The 17,212-nt window shown below is 34.4% G+C and carries 7 protein-coding genes and 1 tRNA gene; 4 read left to right on the top strand and 4 right to left on the bottom strand.

Annotated features, from left to right (window positions below; genetic code table 11):
* Window positions 1-49 precede the first annotated feature (49 nt).
* The 4 genes from Q0845_RS17065 to Q0845_RS17050 all read right to left on the bottom strand — a co-directional run bounded on the left by Q0845_RS17065 (window position 50) and on the right by Q0845_RS17050 (window position 1,273).
* On the bottom strand, window positions 50-355 hold the full coding sequence (locus Q0845_RS17065; RefSeq protein ID WP_298515780.1) for a hypothetical protein: 306 nt from the start codon (window positions 353-355) through the stop codon (window positions 50-52).
* Between the two features lie 7 nt (window positions 356-362).
* A complete protein-coding gene (locus Q0845_RS17060) occupies window positions 363-608 on the bottom strand; it encodes a hypothetical protein (protein ID WP_298515777.1) in 246 nt (81 codons plus the stop codon).
* 308 nt (window positions 609-916) lie between these two features.
* Window positions 917-990, bottom strand: a tRNA-Arg gene (locus Q0845_RS17055).
* A 130-nt stretch (window positions 991-1,120) separates the two neighbouring features.
* Window positions 1,121-1,273: an SsrA-binding protein gene (locus Q0845_RS17050; RefSeq protein WP_298515774.1), complete on the bottom strand. Its 153-nt coding sequence runs from the start codon at window positions 1,271-1,273 to the stop codon at window positions 1,121-1,123.
* 571 nt (window positions 1,274-1,844) lie between these two features.
* Between Q0845_RS17050 and Q0845_RS17045 the strand changes: the two genes are divergently transcribed.
* From Q0845_RS17045 to Q0845_RS17030, 4 genes are all read left to right on the top strand, one after another.
* Window positions 1,845-4,067, top strand: coding sequence for a hypothetical protein (locus tag Q0845_RS17045; RefSeq protein WP_298515771.1), 2,223 nt, complete (start codon window positions 1,845-1,847; stop codon window positions 4,065-4,067).
* The gene (locus Q0845_RS17040; RefSeq protein ID WP_298515768.1) at window positions 4,067-7,459 is read left to right on the top strand and encodes a hypothetical protein; all 3,393 of its coding nucleotides are present in this window, start codon (window positions 4,067-4,069) and stop codon (window positions 7,457-7,459) included. The genes Q0845_RS17045 and Q0845_RS17040 overlap by 1 nt, the downstream gene beginning before the upstream one ends.
* Window positions 7,460-7,465: 6 nt before the next feature.
* The gene (locus Q0845_RS17035; protein WP_298515765.1) at window positions 7,466-8,095 is read left to right on the top strand and encodes a hypothetical protein; all 630 of its coding nucleotides are present in this window, start codon (window positions 7,466-7,468) and stop codon (window positions 8,093-8,095) included.
* Between the two features lie 120 nt (window positions 8,096-8,215).
* The gene (locus Q0845_RS17030) at window positions 8,216-17,185 is read left to right on the top strand and encodes a hypothetical protein (protein ID WP_298515762.1); all 8,970 of its coding nucleotides are present in this window, start codon (window positions 8,216-8,218) and stop codon (window positions 17,183-17,185) included.
* Window positions 17,186-17,212 lie beyond the last annotated feature (27 nt).

Here is a 17,212-nt window from a genome sequence, read left to right as displayed (position 1 = left end):
GAAACAACATTCGGTATTATTAAATACTATTTAACAAATTCTCGAAAAATTAGAGGTTAAAAAACTCTTTTAACTCTTTCGGATTGTCCTTATTGTTCCAAAATAGCAGCAGTTCTATGGTTTGGGTGTCTTCAAAAACATCAAAGTATAATGTTGTTTGTTTGGAGATTACAAATGAGCGCAAATTTGTTTTCTGTGATACTTTGCCCTCAATTATTCCTGACTCCAATTTTTTAACAAAATTATCAACTAGATTCATAAAGTTAATAATTTCACTAATTGACCATTTCTTACTGATTTTGTCTAGTTCTTTTGCGTATGATAATTCAGCAGTTGGAGTCCATATAACATTCATAAGCGTATTAAGCTATGTCATATTTCTTTCGAAAATCATCCATTACGTCTTTGTGAGAGCGAGTCTTTCCTTGACGAGCTTGGTTTCTACTTTCCATAAGTATTTCTTGAATTTCTGTTGGGAGTTCATCATAGAAATCAGTAGGCTCTTGTTCAGAATACGTTTTATGTAATGCACTTACCATTCGCAAAAACCGTTCATCTGACGAGTTTATAATTTCAATGATTTTATTTCTTAATTCAATTGCTCCCATAGGATTTGAAGTATTATATTATCAAATATAAACAAATTATTGCATATTTAGTAACTATAAAATGCATTCAAAAACTCTCGTATTGACTATGCTATACATTTTTTATTTTTATTAATTGAAAAACGTTTAACGTAAACTATGATGCATAATTACTTAAAATACAACTATTAATGACTAGATCATATTAGTATTAAGTAGGATTCTAACTCAAGAATCACTTAAAATCAAAGACATATATAGAACTGTCCACTCGGGTATAAAAACAAAAAACCTGTAATCTTTTAAACTACAGGTTTTTACAATTTCTGTGACCTCGGCAGGATTCAAACCTGCAACCTCTTGAGCCGTAATCAAGTGCACTATTCAGTTATGCTACGAGGCCTATTGCTTATTGCGGGTGCAAATATATTTCTTTTTACAATAAAACCAAACAATAAAGTGTAAAATTCTATCTTTTTTGAACTTTTATAAGCTCTTTTAAAATAGCTATCAAATAAATAAAAATTGAACATTCAATCTAACGCTTTGGTAGTGACGTAATAACGCCAACCAATAATGGCTAATTGAAATTTGGAAGCTTTACTTAAATCTAACCGTCTTTTTGAAAAAGAAGGCAATAACAGCTTATTTAATTTTGCTAATATTTTAAAAAATGACTTCTTCATTATCATAAAAATAGTAAAAACAATTTAAAATTGTCAGTTTATATTTCATTCTTCTGAAAACTAGTAAAGGTTTTATGATATATAAGTTTAAAAATGTAAGTAAGAGAGTAGTATTTTGTAAATACTGCAACTACAGAATGCCTTGGTTTGAAAAATTAGAATTTTAAATAATAATTTGGTTCTTTGTAACAAATATGAATGGATAAAAGGAGTGAAAATTCTTTTATTGGTTTAAAAAACTGCTTTTTTAGATGAAAAACTTTCAATTCCCTGTGAAAGTGATCATAAATTAACATTAAAATAACAGGTTTTTTAAAATGAGAATGGTTTACGTGTAAGATTTTTTACTAACTTTGAGTTGAATAGCGTCAACCTAAGCTATTTAATATTCCCTCCTTTTTAAAATCAGTAATTCGCTATTGTTTAAAAGTTAATTACTCCTCCCAAGAAAATTAAATTACCAACAGAGATGATGGTGAATGATGATAACCTATTCATTCATGAAATATTTTATTGAAAATGCTAGCGCTTTCAATAGTTAAAACAATATAAAATAATTAGGTAATTTATTATGCCAAATACAGCAGAAACAAGTGAACAGTATCAATCTTTGACGACTTCTTCAGAAGGACGTAATGTGATGCCGCTACTACAGCCAAAATCACATTTCTTTTTGGAAGACTCGAGTTTTTCTCAGTCAGAGCCGCAAAGATTTGGAGCAGTTTCATTGAATCAATTTAATACTACCAGTACGTTGACCTTCAGTGGAACTAAAAAAGTATACGCGTTATGTCAGGGAACGGTTTTTATACAACCGCAAACAGGTGATGCAAATAAGGTAAACCTTATACTTAGACCTTTTAGACAGCCAATTTCAAACATTCCTATAAAATATATAATCTATAGAGGTTTGAATAAAAGCGACTTTGTAAACAGCAATGGAGAAATCGCAGGCAGTGAGACAACAGGAACCGGATTTGTACAATATATATGGTCCGAGTTTCTTCAATTTTATGGAACAGATGGTGTAAATGACAATGCACCAGATTTTATGGCAGATTTTATAGGCTATCCGCATACCACAGACCAATTAGCGGCGCAGGATGGAGCAAACTTGATAGATCAATATTTTTTCAAAATTGCAACTGTTCTAGATGAAACAACAGGAGAAGAAGAACCATCGGAAGCTTTTGAGTTTCCTACCATTCCAAGAGGAACACATTTAGGAAATGCAACAGGAGAAATAGGAATAGATATCGTGCTAAATCGCGGTGATTATTATATAGAAAACGATCCAAATCCTTTCAAACTAGATCTAGCCTATGCAAGAGCAGCAAATTCAAGCTTAGATGCGTCAACAATTACAGACAGTTTTCAGAAAAGATTGTACAAAGAAAATGCAACTGCGTTTTTAGATGTAGCCGCATTATACGGATTACACGCCAATGGAGCAGGAAAGTTATATGTAGGAGACAGTACAACTCCATTAACGACCAAAGATGATATTTACGGAATGATGAATGGTTTTTATTCCAGAAATAAAGTCTACATATACATCCAAGCCAATCGCCAACGTTCGTATAATTTCTATGGAAATTATGAGGTGTCAGATACCAATACAAACAATATGAAAATTGGAGTTGATTCGTCAACTTTATCCGAAACTACATTTGGAACATTCGAATGGCCAATTCACGAAACTACCACAATAGTAAGTGATCCGGCAGAAAATACTTCGTTTGCTTTTCAATTAACTACAGACAACTATGCAGATGCTTCTATGTATGTGCAATTAGGTAGAGTAGCTTCTGAGCACGAAGAAAACTTTATCCGTGACAAAAACTTATTAGAACAAGATCCAGAAGCTGATCAGACTTTTACACAATCTATCGTGATGAATGTAAATGCCACAACAACAGATGTCATTTGTTCGTATGTGAATGTTTTGTGTGAATCAAGAGAAATGATTGTTGAAGGATATGTACCAGCAAGTAATCCAACGGCTCATCCAAAAGACATGGTTATCAAGGATATTGATGATGTTTTTGGAATGTTAAATGCTGTTATAATTAATACTTCAGCCAGTAATGTACAATTACCAACAATAATTGATGAAAGATTACAAATTATTAATTTTCCAAATACGTCAGCTAGTAATGATACTGGTGTTATAAAGTATCAGAAAATTGAAGATAGGTTGTTAACAGATGAAGAGAACACATATATCAACAGAGTTACTTATGAAACGTTAGTAAGTGATATTAAAAGAGATGCTTCTCCTTATAAAAGTAATAATTCGTCTCATATAGATAGTACAAAATCTAGTACTCAAACTTATGCAGATAATGAGAATCGTTTTTATCAGCCAAGATTGCCATACAAATTGGAGAAAAAACTTTTCACAGATAATGAAACAACGGTAACAGGTGTTTCTTTAACAGTTGATGACGGAAGTACACCTACTAAAAAAATTATAGGTCTTTTAGATACTGAATTGGGAAGTCTTAAAAGCTTAATGCAAACTAATAGTATCAGTAATACGCGATTGTATTTTATCAAACAATCGATTAGTGATAAAGAAAGCTTTACATCTATAGAGAATGTAAAATATTACAAATATCATGTAGGAGTAGTAGGAGAAGATGCTACTGGTGCTTTAAAGTTATTTGAGCCACAAGATGCAGTAATTCTATACTCTTTAGATCAATTTGTATTTGCCTCTACCAAGTACTCTGAATTTATACCAGAGTTACGTCAAAAAAATTACACTAACATAGAAATTCCTGAAGAATAATGGACGCAGTCATAATATATAACGGCTTTGCCGTAAGGACAATATCTGATAGATATGATATCTCGAATGATATGGTTATGGGGAGTTCTGGAGTATTATTAAGGTTCAAAATTGGAACCTTAGAATATGAATACTTCTCTGCATCAGATTTTAATAGTAAGGACATAAAAGATAAAACATATGAATCAGGCTATTATTTAAAAAGTAGTTTTACACAATATAAACGAGGAAGCTTAAAGTTAAATGCACTAAAGAACGATGAAACAGAAAGCGGTTTCACTCATAAATTTCCAGTAATTCTTTCATATGAAGAAACAGGATGGGGATTTGAATTAGCAAAACAAGATGATACGGTTACATTTAAAAGAGTAGATCAAGATCCGTTGTCACATTATTTTACGAATAGAATTTATTCATTCACAATTCCACCTGATTCAGATTTTAAAAAATATAGAAGAACAGATCAGTTTCCAAATGCAACAAGCACACTAGAAACGAAACCTTTTTCAAATACAGCTACAGGTCGCTTTTACGCAAAAAACTTTGCAGACCATTTGTCAACTCAAGAATGGATAGACCTTCCAGATGAACTAGAAAGCGATTATGTAATTATTAAGTTTGACAGTGATGAAGAGAGTCCTATTGGTAGCAAAAAATTATTTGCTAAAACAATGTGTCATATATGCTTTAAAATATATTGGATACAACGAGAAGTAATAGGAAAATTAGCTATAAATGATATCGAAACAATAAAAGTTGCAATCTATCAAAAATATGCAAATTCAAACAATACTCAATATGACAATTTACCTATTATTGACAGAGTTATTGGTGAATTGCTTAAAGATTGGGGATACCTATACGATTCAGTTCCAGCTATTGATGCATCAGTGGTGCTGCCTACGGTTCCAAACTTAAAAGAGTTTGCCCGTTACAGAGCTATACTGGCTAACTTTTATGATAACTTAAGATACAACGATGAAAATACGCTGTTTCCAGTAAACACTTCAGGCGATCCTGTAGATGAAGATGGAGATGTAATTACTACCGAACAAGATAGTGATAGAAGAGTTAAGTATTTATATTCAAGTCTTTTTAGTGATCTAAAATTAATACCAATAGATCAACGTATAGAAATGCTCGATCGTTTCATGAAAATGGATGAAATAGATCAAGATAATGAAGAGGAAATTGATGAGGTTGATATTCTTTATTTGCTAGCTTCCATCACAACTTATAGTGAAGCTAACAAAATGTTAGATTTTCTATTGAAAATTAGAGACGGGAATAAAACCAATTTTGAAGTCTTGTACTATTTAATGGATGATCAACGCTTAGATAGAATTGTTATCATTCAATGGTTTGTTGATGAAGACAATAATCGACAACATTTCATAAATGCATTACATAAAATATGGAAAATATCTAAATACAATTTCTTCCATGTTCCAGCTGGAGTTCCAGTAAATGATGACGGAATGAGTACGGAAGCCTTTTTCTTAGATGAAAGTTCAACAGGAGGCGCTAGGTATTACGCACAATATGATGATGACGGAAATATTATTAGTGGAGCTGAACCAGTCTTGGAATTTGAAACTATTAAATCTGAAGAAAATGGAAATATCTATTTTAAATCTTTATCAACAAAAGTAACCTATACTCCAAAAAGTGAACTTGATAAAGAGATTATAACGATCAATAAAAAAAGTACTACCACCTATTTAAATGCTTTTAGTCAAACAGGAATTCAAGAGTTAACAACAGCTTCGGTGTATGGTGACTATCATATCTATCAACCAATATGTGTCATTGGATATGAAGCAGACCTGGAACTTACAATACCGAGTCATGAACCTATTCCAGCATTTTTATTCTTTTATGCAGAAGAATTTGATCGATTAAAAAATATTGATGCAGCCATTTCTTTTGCTGTTGAAGTGATAATTGAAATTGGACTATTTTTCGCAACAGGAGGAGCTGGAGCTTTACGTCATCTCCGTCACTTGAAACATATAACTAAGATCAATAAAGTAAGGCAAGGAACTGTAACAGGAACTGAAGCAGTACTTTTTTGGAGAGGAATAGAAAGTGGAGCAGAAGTGACTGCGGTTACTGCCGGAATGTTTTCTTCCTTCTTTAATTATCAAGCAACAACGACAAACGATCCTGATTTGGCTGCTCTAAATAAGAAACTAAGTTATTGTTTCTTAGGACTTACATTGGCATCAGCTGGAAAAGCAATATTTAGTCGTCGTAGAGCTGTAAAAAGTGCAGATGATGTACTAAAAGAAATTGATAATTTAAGTTCACAAGGAATTCCAAATCAATTGCCAACAGAGGTACTTGATGTAATGCTAACAGTAGGAAATAAAATAACAGTCCGCGCTACTCAAATGATTAACGACTTGGCTGCAGATTTCCCTCAATTAGCAAATAAATTATTGGATGCCAAAAATATAGATCCAAAATTAGCTTTTGAGTTAGGAGAAATTATTACTTCACGTGGACCAAAGACGAAGCTAAAGTTTGATACAAATCCAAGTTTTATGGACGAGTTCAACGATTTAACTAAAGTCAAAGGATTCAGAAATATTACGGAGTTTTATGATGAATTTTATAGAATCACCGATCTTCAAAATGCTAAAAAAGGAAGAGAAGTTTTCTCAGAAATTGCGCATAATGTTGTCAACAATGTACCTGTTCCTACTGGAAACCAGTTGCATACTATGGACGATGTTTATGAAATGGTAAACCATGGATTAGCAAATAATTTGTCATTAGAAGCAATAAATGGACTCATAATAAAAAGTTATAGAACCTTAAAGCAAACTGGGAAAGTATCTGTAAAAGAATGGATGACCAACTATAAAAACTTTTTGAATAATGGAGTTCCATATCCTTTTATCAATGCAGGTCATTTTTCAACATTTACCACAGAACTTAGTACTTTATTTAGTAAATATAAAATTGCAGACAGAGTTACTATTGGAGGATCTGCATTAACTAAATTAGCACCTCCTGATCTGGATATAGTATTGTATCTTGATCCTAGTAAATATGATGATTTAATAAAATCTTATGACGATGCTCTAGCAACCTTAAAAAGTTTTAGTGCTAAAAATGGAGGTAAATTCCAAAATGAGATCAACAGTATAGAAAAGGCTTTAAACGCATCAAGAAATGCAGAGAAAATAGATCCTAGATGCTTGTTTGAATTTAAGATAGTAAGCGGACAACCAAAACTTACTAGATTCATGTCTGATCTAAAAGGAAGTTCATTTATGGGAAATTTAAATGTCAGTGCAAAGAAAAAAATAGATTTCAATATATTTAGAACTCCCATAGGAGATAGGAGTATAAGTTTACCACCAGAATTCACAATTAATTTATAGAAAATTATGAGTATAAAATATAAAAATTCACAAGGAAATTTCATTACAGTACAACAAGCAAATGAACTAGCGGACTATTCTAAAGTTTATTATGATAGTGGAGCTGTAGTAAAAGAAGAAAAGTTTTACGAAAATGAACTTATGGGACTCTTGTATAATAATACGAGTAATGAAAACCATCAAACAGTAGTTAATAATTCGTCTTCGGCTGGTTATAAATGGATAAATATTGTTGAAAGCCAAATGTATAGTGGTTATGAATTAAAACAACAATTCTCGTATGATTTAGCAGGAGTATTGACAGGGACAATCTTAGAGTTATTCGATCCTAATCAAGAATTAGTAGCACATGGCTATAAAGATGAAAATGGAAATTATGAATACGATAGAACCCGTAAATACTATTGGGATAGAAGTATCAATCCAAAAGAAGAACTTTTTGAATGTACTTACTATGAAAGTAGTGGACTATTATGGGAATTGAATTGGAATAATTTTCATGTAGATGAAGATGGACAGGAGTCTATTGTATTATTAAATACTGCTTCTGATATTCAAGAACTAAGAGATTTAACAGGAATGTCTCAGGATTTAGCTGACTATTATATGAGTTCAGAAATCATTCCTTCCTTCTAAAAAAAGTTTAAAACCATAACTAACTGAATCTTAACGCTTAACATGTGTTAGGGAGGAAGAGTATTGGCTGAACTTAAATTTTGAAATAAAAAATGATCATAAAAAATAAAAAAATATAATATGTCAGGTCAAAATAATAATACAGCGGTTGTAGCGCATAGGTATTATCCAAAACTGTCATCTGTAGTCAATACAGACGATATACCGGATATTCTTGGTTTCATCAAAGATGGAATTGTGTATTTGTTTGATAAAATACACTACAAGGATTTACAATACAATAAAAGCCCAAGAGGAGATGCGGCTTTTTACAGCTTATCAATCGTATCACAACGTTTAGATATAGAATTACCGAGCACAGGAATATACTTAGTGCTAAATCCTGATGCAGACGATGCAACTATATCAGCATTTCCAATTACAGTGGAATACGAATGGCAAGTACTTGCCTACTTAAGAGATTTTAATTTAGATAATTTCTCTTTCTCTCCTCAAGAATTCTTTGAAATCGCATTGCGCGTGCTCAATATATCAGAAGAACAAGCGATTGCTAACTTCATTAACACATTTACAGAACCAATAGATGATACTACCACAAATCTAGAACAATTTGTAAATGACATCAATGCAGCAAATAGTGACTTAAACTTGCTAACACCAACGCAAGAAACGAAGCTCACAGATGTTGTCTCTGAAATACACGCACAAACGCAAAAATATGCGACACTTATAGGTTTTATTACCTACATTTTAAAGAATGACTTGAACGAGACGAAAGTAAAACTAAAAGAGTTTTTCAGATCGTTATTGCCACAAGACATTGAAGAATATATCAAAAATATTCTCATTCCAAAAGCACGTGCAACACTCACATTATCAGCAGGAATCGAATTTCCTAGAAGCATTCTAAAACCTGTATATGATGAATTTGGAGTAAATCCGTGTGATAATTCTTTAATGGGAGAACCTTTAACAGAATTGCCAGAAGACGCAAACGGCGGTCCAAAAGTAATGTTGACCTTTGGAGAAGCATTGTTCTATGCAGATACGGAAGAAGGTTTTGGATACAATTTAGATTTAGTACTAAACACCAACTTCCCAGCACAAATTGGAAATACAGGACTCATTATAGACATTCAGAACTTAAAGATTGATTTAAGTAAGAATTCTAACATTGCGGAAGCCGATTTAGACAATCGTCCACCTGAATTTATGGGAGTTTATACCGATTTGACAACCATTTACTTACCAAAAAAATGGTTCAAAAAAGAAACCGGTCAAACACTCGCCATTACAGGAGAAAGATTACTGATTGGAACAGGAGGAATGTCAGGTACAATTGCTTTAAGAGCAACGTATGCGGTAGATGCAGCGGGACAAGTAACTGATTATTTCTCAGAATATTTTGATGTCAACTATCCCGTAACGGTAGTTTCTAATGGAACAGATGAGAACATTACTTCTCTGTCTAACTTGGTGGCACATATCAATGCCTTAGATAATCCGTATCAATTAAAATTCAAGTATCCATTATCAATTACAACAAACACCGGAATACTCAATTTTGAAAAAGAAGCAGATTACAACAGTTTCATAAGCACTATTGATCCAAATCAATTCATGTGGTTTCAGTTAGGAAGCAATCCTGACAAAGCATGGCGATTAGGTTTTAACCGATTTGACTTAACATTTTATCACGGACAAGTAACAGAATCCAACTTAAAAGCGCGTGTTGAAATTCCAAAATTCAAAGACCCAAACAATCCTACCGAAAAGGCAATTATTGACTTAGAAGGACATTGGTATAGTGAAGATGATTTCTCATTAACGGCAACGTTTTTACCATCAGGATTTCCGTTAGAACTTTTCAACTTTATGACGATCAATTTCTTATCGGCAGAAATAGGAAAAGCTGAAGATAAATTCTTCTTAGGAACATCTTGCGAAATCTCATTCCAAAATGCAATCATGCAACGTGTACTAGGCGATCAAAAAATTGTATTGCCAAAACTACGCGTATACGAAGATGGATCTATGGAAATTGTGGGAGGAAATGCATTCATTCCAACAAATATTTCACTAAATCTTGGACCAATTGAAATTGCGGTAACCGGAATTCACTTCGGATCACACCAACAAGAAAAAGATGGTGTCATGCGTAAATACAACTATTGGGGATTTGATGGAGCCATCAGTTTAGATCCGTTAGGAATTGACGCGCGTGGAGAAGGAATCAAATACTATTACACAACCGATAATGATGAACATGGAGGAGATGGAGACAGCTTCTTACGTATTCAAACCATTGAAGTTGATTTAATCATTCCAGGAACGGCTGATCCAGATTCTGCATTGGCGATCATTAACGGAATGTTATCCATTCCTGAACCAGGAGAATCTCCTGAATACGAAGGGAAAATTGGTTTAAAACTTCCAAAAGCAAGAATCAGTGGAGCTGCGCAAATGCGTTTGCAACCAAAAGAACCAGCATTCTTAATTGAAGCAGGAATCGAAATGCCAACACCAATTCCATTAGCTGCTACAGGATTAGCATTCTACGGATTTGGAGGATTACTCGGATACAAATACGTAGCTGAAAAAGAAGCGATCGGACTTGTATCAGGAGAAGACACATGGTATGACTACTACACGTATCCAAAACGAGGTGTGAATTTCGATAAGTTCAGTGGACCACCACGAACCGATCAATATAACATACCAGTTGCTATTGGTGCAGGAACGGTATTAGGAACCATGCACGATGACGGATACTTATTCTCCACACGACTCATGGCAATTTTATCCTTACCATCCGTATTTATCTTAGATGGTAGAGCCAATGTTCTTGGAGAGCGACTAGGAATTTTAGACGATACAGAACCACCATTCTTTGCAGGTGTTGCAGTTGGAGATGATTCGTTCGAATTCTGGTTTGGAGCCGATTATCAATTGCCACAATCAAACGGTTGGATTATTGATTTATACGCAGAAGTACAAGCCGGATTCTTCTTTAACAATCCATCTGCTTGGTATCTAAACTTCGGTACTAAAGATTCGCCAATTACAGCACGAGTCTTAACCATCATTACAGCACAATCGTTCTTAATGCTCTCGGCAAGAGGAATTGAAGCTGGAGCGCGAGTCGATTTATCATTGAAGAAAAATTTCTTCGGAATCAAAGTAGAAATCAGTGCTTATGTAGAAGTTGGCGGATTTATAAGCTTTGAGCGATTCCAATTAGGAGGTTATATTGCCTTTGGAGGAACCATCTCAATCAGTGTCTGGAAAATTGTTGGATTCCGTGTGAGTCTTGATGCCATTTTATCTGCGGAAGCAGCGCGACCATTCTTATTATTTGCTCAGATTAGAGTTCGTGTATGTATCAGAATTATTGTGAAAATCTGTAAAACATTCAAGGTAAAACTGAAATGGGAGAAAGATAAAACAGTCAATAGAGATGCAATTCCGCCATTAGCGAATGGAACCAATCCAAACTATCCAGACAGAACCAGAGAAGCGGTGCAAGGTGTACACATGTTAACGAATGAAACTTTCGAATTAAATTATTTCTCAAGTGTTCCAACAGCAGGAAATATAGACAAAGTCATTCCTTTAGATACGTATATCGATTTCAAAGCAATGAAAGGTTTAGTGCCAGGTGCAATCTCTGATAAAATTGGAGGACATACAGGTGCAGCTCAAAACTTTACAGACTTAATTCCGCCAAACAAAGTAGTTCGAGGCGGACACGAATTACGTCAAGTAAAACACAAATACTCTATTGAAAATATTGGTATTTACATGGCAGATGGAAGCAACTGGCGACCATATCACCCATTTGAAGCCGTTGTTCCTGAAGCAGAAAGACCAAACGTAAATCACTTACGTATTGGATACTGGCAACGAAATGGTGAACAATATGATTCAATCAGATTACTAGCTACAAATCCATTCTCATACATGGAAGCTGGTGAACCAGGTTGGTTTATTCCTGAAGAATACGGAATTACACCTTCAGAATTATACTGTGTAACAACAGCAGAAACGGGCGATTGTTCAGACTTCTTAGAAAAGCCATTAGGAACCAAATATTACAGACCAAACGGATATGTAGGTCATTACATTGATGGCGCATACTATTCTATTGAAGAAGGTACAGGCGATTTAGAACAAACAATTTATGTACAAGACATGAATTGGTCAATACCGTTAGTTCATGCTACCAATGGAGAAAATGTTGATACTGTATACTTAGATCGTATGCGTGCCTTTATAAATGGTTCCAACTCGTATCCTAATTTAGGAACAAGTAGTGCACTCATTTATACAGAAACAGACGGTATTACTGCGAACTTAGTAGAACTTGCAGAAACATATTTAACTGCGATTAATACAGTTTTATTCGACAATAATAGTGAGCCGTTAACTAGTTTTGAGTTTACAAACGTATCTACAGATACAGAAAACTTGAATGTTTCCGTTCGTGTAAAATCTGATTATGAATTTGCTTCTTCTGGAGCGAATGCGCAAATATTCAGCACGTTATATTTAAGTAGACAATACGGAAATACAGGTGGATCTTCTTTGGCAGCACCAATGAGAAGTACGGAAACATTACTAATCTCATCCAATGAGCCAACACCAGTAGGTTGTATGGAAGTTACTGATGTAGAAAACAATCATGACTTTGCACAATCGTTACAATTTAGCAATGCAGACCGATTAATTATCATTCTGCCAGAAGCTTCTGTAGAAACAAAATTAAGGTTAACAACGTATGCAGAAGGAGTAACAATTCGTTATTACAAAACAATTTTAAGTGATACGAACAGTACGCCGCAATACGAACTAATTCATGAAGTATACAAAACAAAACTCGAACTAAACAGTGAGGTTGTATATGTAAACGAAGAAGAATTAACATCGAAAATTACGGTAACACCAAAATCTGCCAATGCACATTTAATTCGTGCAGTTCGTGAGCAAATTGCAGAATTGCAAGAAGCAACATATGATAGTGAAACAGGGCAAATTATTCCGTTAACAGCTGCACAACAAGCACAATTGGAAGCATTGCAAGCAGAATTAGCACAATTGGAAGCAGAAGGATGCTCTGTACAAACAAATGCAACGCCTAAGCAACGAATTGTAGCTGAGATTTACAACGAAATCGACACTGATGGAAAAGATGAATATCGTTTCAGAGTGTACAATGAAAAATGTGAAATCGCATTAAGTAGCAGTACACGTTACTACTCAAAAGAAGCAGCTATTAATGAATTAAATGCTTCTGTTGCAGCGATTCTAAATGACCAAGCGAGTGTTGTTGTAAAAGAAACGGTAGATAATAGATACTATTTCAATATTGTAAACAACAGAGGAGAAGTAATTGCACGACGTATTGAATACTTCAAAACGCATAAAGAATGTGACAATCAAATTGCGCAACTTAAGTCATTATTATCTTCTAGTACAATGGTCATTGGAGAAGAAGGTTGTGGTAAAACGAAAGATGAAGTACAACCAGTTGCATCAACAGCTGTTAAAAGTGTTGTATTAAATCCAAGTACAATTAGTGTTTCTAATACCATCTTTAACTCATACAAATACTTCCATCCAGAGACAAACTCACAACGTGTGAATTGGTACTCAAAAATGAAATTTATTGGAGGTAATTTCTATGCGGTTGGATATCCGTCTGTAAATGTTGCAGGATCTAATTACAACGATGGTGTATTAACAAAGTTAGACGCTTTTGGAAAAGTAATTTTCAGCAGAGCATACTATATTGATGGTTCGCAACCAATCCGATTCAAGGAAATTGAAGAGCTTTCAGATGGAAACTTATTAATCATCGGAAGAGGATACTCAAGAAGATTATACTACTTAAAAGTGGATACTAACGGAACTATTCTGTGGCAACGTTACTTCACCTGCGAGCAAGGTTTAGACGAGTTCAGAATGTCTGTCGTGAAAACGAATAAGAGAACATTCTTCATTACATGTCTATCAAGTACAAGAGATCGTTTGTATGTATTAGAGATCAATGAAAATGGAGAGGTTATCAATCAAACAGGATTGAATAATGGTAGAAAATACTGGTATGAAGTTGGGGCTAGCTGCTTAGATCCGCAAGGAGGATTAATGATTGGAATTCGTAGAAGATCTGTGACTTCGCCAAATCCACACAGTACAATCATGGTACATTTTGATGCAAACTTACAGTTAAAGTTTAACTATCTCATCAACAGCAAATCGCAAGTTGAAATTACAGATATGATCATGCATGAAGATAGATTATACTTTATACTTGACAATATTACAACTTCTGAATCTACACTCACATACATACCGTATAATGACAAAGAATTCAAAGAAATAAGTTCTGTAGTATTACCAGTATTCAGAAACTGGAAACTTACTGGTTCAGACATACCAAATAGTGTAATTGTTGCTAATAACGCAGCTCCAATCTACAGAATTGGTATTCAAAATGATCAAAGTTTAGCCATCGATGCGACGTTCAATTTTAATACGCCAACGCCAATTGCAGGGATCAAAGATATCCACTACGATGGTGAGCAAAAGAACTACACATTAATTACAAATGAGTACTTAGCAGTATTAAAAGACGAATTGTCAAGTTGTGTGACGATAAAAGAAGTGAAAACTACGGCATTGCCAAAACGTACGTTCACATACGTCAAACAAGATACATTGGTTGAAAACAATAGAATACAACCCGTAGTAATTAGTGAAATTCGAACGTTAGAGCAAAACTTGCAGTTAGAAAAAGAATTGTGTCCGGTTGATACTGGAGGCGGCGATGGAGATTGTAACAAAGATGAAACATTATGTGATTTCCACGCATTCTTAAAAACAGCATTATTTGAATGTATCAATAACAATGCGAGAGACTTATTCAATGAAAATTGGCCTTGTTTCTTAAAAATGATTGATAGTATTGAACTCTTTGATTCGCAAAATCCACAATACGGATTGTTAGTAGCATTAGCTGCAGACATGAATGCATTGGTAAGATATCCAGAAGTGGCAAGACCACCAACGTTAGACGGCGCACTTATATATGCAAATACCATCTTAGATAAAATCTATGAACTTGGTGATTGCCAATGTGCAGGTGACTGTAAAAAAGATCCTGTAATCTGCGCGGCATATGACGAATTGGTTCGCCTTTACAACGAATGTTTCTTAAATACAGAAACGAGTGCACAAGTAGATGCAAACATAGATTGCTTCCGAGCGTTCAGACAAGTAATTAAGGACTTAGCGAATGTGCCAGGAGTAACCTTACCAGCAGCTGTATCAACAGAATACGATAACTATGTTGTAATATTAAACAGAATAGAAGGTTTAGTTGGACATCATGAGCAAATCCTTCGATTCAGAGACTTAAACGAATCTGCAATTGAATTAATCAAACTGTTGGAAGAAGCTGGAGATTGCGGATGTAACGATGGAGGAACTGTGGAAGAACCTCAAGTATGTAATACATCTATACAACAAGTATGTTGGTTATCTATAGAGCAACATGAATACAATGAAACGATTCCTGGAATGGATGCTATTGAGCAAGAGCAACAAGATATGGAAGAAGCAGTACAACGAACTGCACAACCTATCTGGAGACCAAACTCAACGTTCTATGTGCATTATCAATTAAAAGATGAAGTTGATAATGGAGCAGGAGGAGATACATTTGATTATTACTACGGATTCAAAACGGCAGGACCAATTGGACACTTCCACAACGCGGATGGTGTCACCTATGGAAATGAATACGAAGACGAATCGAATATCAATACGATCAAAAACCGTGTAGATGACAATGGTATTCCAAGTTTATCAGGAAAACTTACAAATCCAGATACGTATCCATTAACATCGTTACGTCAGTACATTGATTACGATAAATCGTATCCGAATGCAGATGGTAACTTATTGCAAGCGAAACCAGTATTCTATGGACAAGAGCAGTGTAGAATCACGTTATATTTCACCAAACCGTTAGCATACCACATGTTGCGTTCTTGGGAAGAATATTTAGGTTCAGATCCATTAACAGGAGCAATGCATATTGCCATCAAAGATCCGGTAAGTAATGTGACAATTCCATATCCGTTACCAATTGATTACGATGAAACGGTACCATCACCAGAAGGAACTGGACCAGATGGAGACACATGGATTAATGATGACGATCCTAGAATTCCGTTGAATATCAGAATGCTCAACAATTTCATTAACTACATTAATGAAAATGACGATGCAATCGAATGTACGTTTACGATAGGAAATGCAATCAAGCCGCAAAGCTATGCATACTCTGTAGTCTTAACGAACTTGAAACCGCAAAAACTGTACACAGCATTAATTTATAATGCCTTTGAGACAGAAAGTAATGATGTGGTGTCGAGTGAACAAGTACACAATTACGTATTCCAAACGTCACGTTATCAAAACTTTGAAGCACAAGTAAACAGCTATATGTTAATTGATGAAGATGATTCAGCGAATAACAGACAAGCGGTCTTCAATGTAGCACTTCCAAACCTAACAACAGATGATATCAATACGGCATATAACATTGTAGATGGAAATCCAGATGCAAACAGTGATGCCTTAGAAACACAATATCTAGATGTCTTTGACAGGTTGTTAGAAGGTGTATTAGGAATGAATCCGCTAGATCCAGCAGTCAATACAGAATTCAACAAAATTCTTGATGGCGACGGAAAGGTAATAGCAATTTTGATCCGAAATCCAGAACCTTTCAATATTCCTAAAATTCCAATTGAGCAAATCAATGGACAAGAAGAAATATTTGAAGAAGGAAGTACCGTTGGATATCGAGGCGCAATACGTGTATTTGACAAAGTAACAGATCAAGATGATGATGCTTACAAAGTGTTATACTCAAAGGACTATTCACAAGCACTTATCATGCATGACAGTAAGCAAATCACTGCGGAAACGCTGAGCTTCAAATTCAGATACTTGATTTGGGACGTAAATAAATATGTAATTGATGATACTGCAAGAGCCGAAGATATCGTGCTGACACAGTAACAAAAAAATAAAATTGACAGTTAAAAA

Origin of the sequence: uncultured Kordia sp., from assembly GCF_947489565.1 — a bacterium.
In the GTDB taxonomy this organism is placed as follows: domain Bacteria; phylum Bacteroidota; class Bacteroidia; order Flavobacteriales; family Flavobacteriaceae; genus Kordia.
Note: the sequence above shows the minus strand (reverse complement) of the source record. Positions and strands in the feature narration are given on the sequence as shown.